The 5,671-nt window shown below is 71.4% G+C and carries 4 protein-coding genes and 1 pseudogene; 1 reads left to right on the forward strand and 4 read right to left on the reverse strand.

All coding sequences use genetic code 11. The features are described from left to right. From RIN80_RS25890 to RIN80_RS25905, 4 genes and pseudogenes are all read right to left on the reverse strand, one after another. Window positions 1-421, reverse strand: a pseudogene (locus RIN80_RS25890) (NHLP bacteriocin export ABC transporter permease/ATPase subunit); the annotation flags it as partial. 1 nt (window position 422) lies between these two features. Further along, window positions 423-2,648: an NHLP family bacteriocin export ABC transporter peptidase/permease/ATPase subunit gene (locus RIN80_RS25895; protein ID WP_309098066.1), complete on the reverse strand. Its 2,226-nt coding sequence runs from the start codon at window positions 2,646-2,648 to the stop codon at window positions 423-425. Beyond that, window positions 2,645-3,451 carry an HlyD family efflux transporter periplasmic adaptor subunit gene (locus RIN80_RS25900; RefSeq protein WP_309098067.1) on the reverse strand — a complete coding sequence of 269 codons (807 nt, stop codon included), beginning with the start codon at window positions 3,449-3,451 and terminating at the stop codon, window positions 2,645-2,647. The genes RIN80_RS25895 and RIN80_RS25900 overlap by 4 nt, the downstream gene beginning before the upstream one ends. Window positions 3,452-3,579: 128 nt before the next feature. After that, on the reverse strand, window positions 3,580-3,795 hold the full coding sequence (locus tag RIN80_RS25905) for a type A2 lantipeptide (protein ID WP_309098068.1): 216 nt from the start codon (window positions 3,793-3,795) through the stop codon (window positions 3,580-3,582). Between the two features lie 616 nt (window positions 3,796-4,411). On the opposite strand from RIN80_RS25905, the gene RIN80_RS25910 reads away from it, so the two are divergent. Then, window positions 4,412-5,671 (forward strand): S1 family peptidase (locus RIN80_RS25910; protein ID WP_309098069.1); only part of this gene is annotated, 1,260 nt, incomplete at its 3' end.

Genomic DNA, 5,671 nt, shown 5'->3' on the forward strand with positions numbered 1-5,671 from the left:
GGCTGCGGCCGACGCCGAGGGCGAGCGCGTACTCCAGGGGGCTCGTCGTCGGCGGCACGTACTGCGGGTTGCCCTGACCGTCGTACGACCAGGTCGCGGTGTGCGCGGGCTGGTACAGCTCGCGCAGGCCGATGCGGTGCACCACGCAGTCCCGCAGCGGGCGGGCCACCAGGGTGTGCTGCGGTCCGGCCACCGGGCCGAGCACCAGCGAGCCCGCCTCCAGCCGGCCCAGGTGGTGCCAGTGGCCCTGCCGGCCGGCGTCGACCGCGAACAGGTCGACCGCGCCGGCCGCGACCAGCCACAGCACCTGGGGACCTTCCAGGTCGAGGCGGTTGAAGCCGGCGCAGTCGAGGCGCGAGCCCAGCTGCCCGAAGGCGCCCAGGACGAGGTCCCCGTCGTGTCCTTCGTGGACGGTCGTCATGTCACCGTTCCCTGACCAGTGCCGCGTAGGCGCCGCCGCGCGCCACCAGTTCCTCGTGCCGACCCCGCTCCACGACCGTGCCGTGCTGCAGGACGACGATCTCGTCGCTGTCGCGCACGGTGCTCAGCCGGTGCGCGATCACCACGCAGGCGCAGCCGCGCCGGCGCAGGTTGTCCATCACGACCAGCTCGGTCTCCGCGTCGAGCGCGCTGGTCACCTCGTCGAGCACCAGGATGCTCGGGCGGCGCACCAGGGCCCGGGCGATCTCCAGGCGCTGGCGCTGCCCGCCGGAGAAGTTGCGGCCGTCCTGCTCGACCCGGCTGTGGATGCCGCCGGGCCGGCGCGTGATCACGTCGTACAGGGCGGCGTCGCGCAGCGCGTCCTCGACCGCGTCGTCCGGGATCGACGGGTCCCACAGCGCCACGTTGTCGCGGACCGTGCCCTCGAAGAGGAACACGTCCTGGTCGACGAAGGAGACGGAGGCGGCCAGCGCCCCGCGCGGGATGTCCTCGATGCGCTGCCCGTCGATGCGGATCACGCCCTCCCACGGTGCGTACAGGCCGGAGATCAGCCGTGACACCGTGGACTTGCCGGAGCCGGAGCCGCCGACCAGCGCCACCTGCTGCCCGGGCCCGACGGTCAGGTCGAAGCCGGTGAGCAGCGGCTTGTCGAGCGGGCTGTAGCCGAAGGTGATGTTCTCCAGCTCCACATGACCCTTCAGACGCCGTGTCGACTCTCCGGCGCCGGGGCGGCCGTAGAGCGGGTCGGTCTTGAAGTTCTCCACGTCCTTCAGCCGGGCCACGTCCGCGGCGAAGTCCTGGATGCGGCCCGCGACGCCGTTCAGCCGGGTCAGCGGGGCGGTGAACCGGGTGACCAGGGCCTGGAAGGCCACCAGCAGACCGACCGAGATGTGTCCCTCGACCGCCCGCATGCCGCCGATCCACAGGATCAGCGCGCTGTTGAGGGTGGCGAGCGTCGGCGCGACCACGCCCAGCCAGGCGCTCGGCACCCCGAGCCGCTGCTGCTCCTCCAGGGTGGTGGCGTGCTGCCCGGCCCACTTGCGGAAGTAGCCGTCCTCGCCGCCGGTCGCCTTCATCGTCTCGATGAGCTGCAGGCCGGTGTAGGCGGTGTTGGTGAGCCGGGCCGTGTCGGCGCGCAGCTTCGCCGTGCGGGTGGCGCGCAGCCGCACCACGACCCGCATGGCCACGATGTTCAGCAGGGCCACGCCGATGCCGACGAACGTCAGCTGCGGGTCGTAGGTGTACAGCAGCACCGCGTACAGCACGACCACGATCGCGTCCACGCCCGCCGCCGCGAGGTCGCGGGAGAGGGTCTCGGCGACCGCGTCGTTGGACTGGAGCCGCTGGACGAGGTCGGCCGGGCTGCGCTGGGAGAAGAACGTCACCGGCAGCCGCAGCAGATGCCGCAGGAACCGGGCGCTGGACAGGGTCGAGGAGATGATCCGGCCGTGCAGCAGGTTGGCCTGCTGCAGCCAGGTCAGCACGACCGTGAGCAGCACGCACGCCGCCATCGACGTGAACAGCACACCCAGCAGCGAGGTCCGGCCGCCGATCAGGAACTCGTCGATGTAGGTGCGGCTGAGCGCGGGCACCGCCGCACCGACGGCCACCAGCAGCAGGCTCGCCAGGACTGCGGCCGGCATGGTGCCCGCGGTGCCGCGCAGCCGGGCGGGCATCGCGCCCAGCACGCCCGGCTTGCGGCCGCCCCGGGTGAAGTCCTCGCCGGGCTCCATGACCAGCACGACACCGGTGAAGCTGCCGTCGAAGTCCTCCATGGACACGAACCTGCGGCCCTTGCCGGGGTCGTTGATGTAGACGCCCCGGCGGCCGAAGCGGCGGCCCATGCCGTCGTAGACGACGTAGTGGTTGAACTCCCAGAACAGGATGGCCGGCGACTTCACCTCGGCGAGGGCCGCCAGGTCCATCTGCATGCCCTTGGCCGTCAGACCGTAACTGCGCGCCGCCTTCAGCAGGTTGCTGGCGCGCGAGCCGTCGCGGGAGACGCCGCAGGCGATGCGCAGCTCCTCCAGAGGGACGTGCCGGCCGTAGTGGCCGAGCACCATCGCCAGGGAGGCGGCGCCGCACTCCACCGCCTCCATCTGCAGGACGGTGGGGGTGCGTACGGTCTTCGCCGCGGCCTTGGGCACCTTGCGTTTCGGCGGGGCGGCGCGGCGCCTGCCCCGGGTCTCCTGTGCGGTCGCGCTCATGGCAGCAGCCAGTCGACGGGACGCTGGTCGGCCAGCTTGATCGAGCCGGAGGCCGGCGTCATGGACGTCAGCTTGAACGGCGGACCCTCCGCGGAGGACCACGCGTAACCGCTCTTCGTTGCGGAGGACTTGTCCAGCCGGACCGTCACGGCCACCGGCCTGCCCTTCCTCGTGAACTGCTCGCCGAGCTGGCTGTCCCCGAGGAACGCGGCGATCTGCTGCGGCGACTGGGCCGAGCGGTCCACGGACTTCACACGGCCGCGCAGCACGCCGTACTCCTGCGTCGGAACCGACTGCACGGTCAGGTCGACGGCGGCGCCGTCGGGGATCGCGGCGGCGTTCTGGGCGGGCACGTAGACCGTGGCGTAGAGGGGGTCCCCGGTGCGGGCGACCTTCTCCACGGCGGCGACGTTCGCGCCGGTCCGGATGATCTGCCCGACGGTCGCGGCGAGCGCGGAGACCCGGCCGGCGTCGAGCGTGCGGACGACGGTCTCGCCCTCGGGGGTGCGGACCTTGAGCACGGGGGAGTTCGCCGGGAGCTGCTCGCCCTGGCGGGCGAGGACGGCGGTGACCTGGCCCGCGACGGGGCTCTGCAGGACGTAACTGCCCCGGCCGTGCGTGAGGATGGCGGGCGCGCTGACGGTGGAGGCCACCGAGCCGGTCACCGCCCACACCGAGGCGGCCGCCATCGCGACGACCGTCACCGAGAGCACGAGCCAGCCCTGAGGGCGCGCGAACCGCACCGGAAGGTCGAGCTCCTCCGGCGACTGGAGCTTGGCGAGGGCCTGTTGGCGGAACTGCAAGGAACTTCCCTCACCCGTAGAAGAGGTTCTTACGGACGTGGCGGAGGCTGTCGGGGCGCCTGGTCACGGCACCCGAAGATCCCGGAACCGCCGGCTGCGGCTCCGGGAGTCAACGGCATGAGGCCGGATCAGAGACCGGCGACCAGGTTGGTGACCGGGGCCGTGTTCAGGCCGGTGACACCCTCGACGGTGCCGACGGCGGTGTTCACCAGGCCGGAAACCGGAGCGATGCCGTCCACCGTCTCGGTGACGGTGTTCACGGCGTTCACGGACAGGCCGCCGGAGACGGCGTCGAGCTCGGCGTCGGCGATCTCGACGGTCTCGACCTGGGGGGTGGAGTTCATGATGGAACTTCCCTTCATTGGATATCTCACAAGGGGGGAGCGGCCCCCTCTGGGGACAGATGACGGCCGCGACCACGAGCGCCGGACATCCGTTTCCGAATGCCCATCGCGGCCCCCGCGGTGCGATGGATCAAAGCACGCTGCGGGCGCGGGCTTCCAATCAACCACCCCTCCCACCAGGCAACTTGCGGGGCAGAAGCGCTTATCCGTGCAGAACCGCGCACGCCTTGGTGGCGACTTCTTCACATGCGCCACGGCATCGGCTCATTCCAGCTCTTGTATCGCCGGACGGCGAATCCGGCACTCCGGCTCCAAAGGCGTGACCGACGCGAAGGGCAGGCGGACGACCCGCTTTCCGGTGACCGGGTTGAGCATTCGCTGTGCAGATTCGCTGGAGGTGGGATTCAACTCGGTTATCACAACGGAGTGTTGCCGTTTCCTTACGGAGCGTGCCGGGCTGGATGGCGGCTGGCTGATTCCCCGACGCGAAGAGGCGACGTGCGAACGGAATTGAACGCCCCGCGCGGCCCGTGCGTACCAACTGCCATCCAGGCGCCCCCCGACGAGCTGCCGGACGGCGGCCCCCCACTACTCCGTCCCCCAGGAGGAGAGAAGTTTGAGTCACAAGCGAATTCCGAAGCGCAAGGCCGCGATAGCGGCGGGCAGCGTGGTGGCGCTCGGCGCGGCCGCGATCCTGCTGCCCAACGCCAACGCGTCGCAGGACGGTTCGTCCGACGGCCCGGCCGCCGCGCCGAAGACCCTGAAGGCCGGCGACGCCTCGGATCTCGCCTCGCGGCTCGCCGGGCTCCTCGGTGACGCGTTCGGCGGCTCCTACTACGACGGCGACAACCAGCAGCTCGTCGTCAACGTCGTACCGGGCGACAACAACAACGTGATCGTGCAGGCGAAGGCGGCCGGCGCGAAGGTGCGCGAGGTCGACCACAGCTGGTCGGAGCTCCAGCAGGGCGCGTCCACGCTGAAGTCCGAGGCGACCATCGCGGGCACCTCGTGGTCGATCGACCCGCGCACCAACAAGCTCCTGGTGACGGCCGACAGCACCGTGACCGGCGCCAAGTGGGACAGGCTGGAATCCACCGTGCGCAGCCTCGGCTCCGGCATGGCGACCATCAAGAAGTCCGCGGGCACCTTCAAGCCGTTCGTCTCCGGCGGCGACGCCATCTTCGCAGGCGGCTCGCGCTGCTCCCTCGGCTTCAACGTCACCGCGGGCGACGGCTCCCCGGCGTTCCTGACGGCGGGTCACTGCACCCTCGGCGGCAACGAGTGGTCCGACGCGCAGGGCGGCCAGCCGATCGCCACGGTCGACCAGTCGACGTTCCCCGGCGACGGCGACTTCGCACTCGTGAAGTACGACGATCCGGCGACCGAGGCGCCCAGCGAGGTCAACCTCGGCAACCAGACGGTGCGGATCACCGAGGCCGCGGAGGCGACCGTCGGCCAGGAGGTCTTCCGGATGGGCAGCACCACCGGGCTCGCCGACGGCCAGGTCCTCGGCCTCGACGCCACGGTGAACTACCCGGAGGGCACCGTCACCGGCCTCATCCAGACCAACGTCTGCGCCGAGCCCGGCGACAGCGGCGGTTCGCTGTTCACCCAGGACGGACTCGCGATCGGCCTGACCTCCGGCGGCAGCGGCGACTGCACGGTCGGCGGCGAGACCTTCTTCCAGCCGGTCACCACGGCGTTGGAGGCGGTCGGCGCGACCCTCGGCGGCGGAGCCGCGGACGGCGGAGCCGGCGCGGGTGAGGAAGCCGGTGCCGGTGCGGGCGCCGGCGAGGAAGCGGGCGCGGGTGGAGAGGCCGGTGCGGGTGGAGAGGCCGGTGCCGGTGAGGAAGCCGGTGCCGGTGCGGGTGAAGGA

This window comes from Streptomyces sp., assembly GCF_031181705.1.
In the GTDB taxonomy this organism is placed as follows: domain Bacteria; phylum Actinomycetota; class Actinomycetes; order Streptomycetales; family Streptomycetaceae; genus Streptomyces.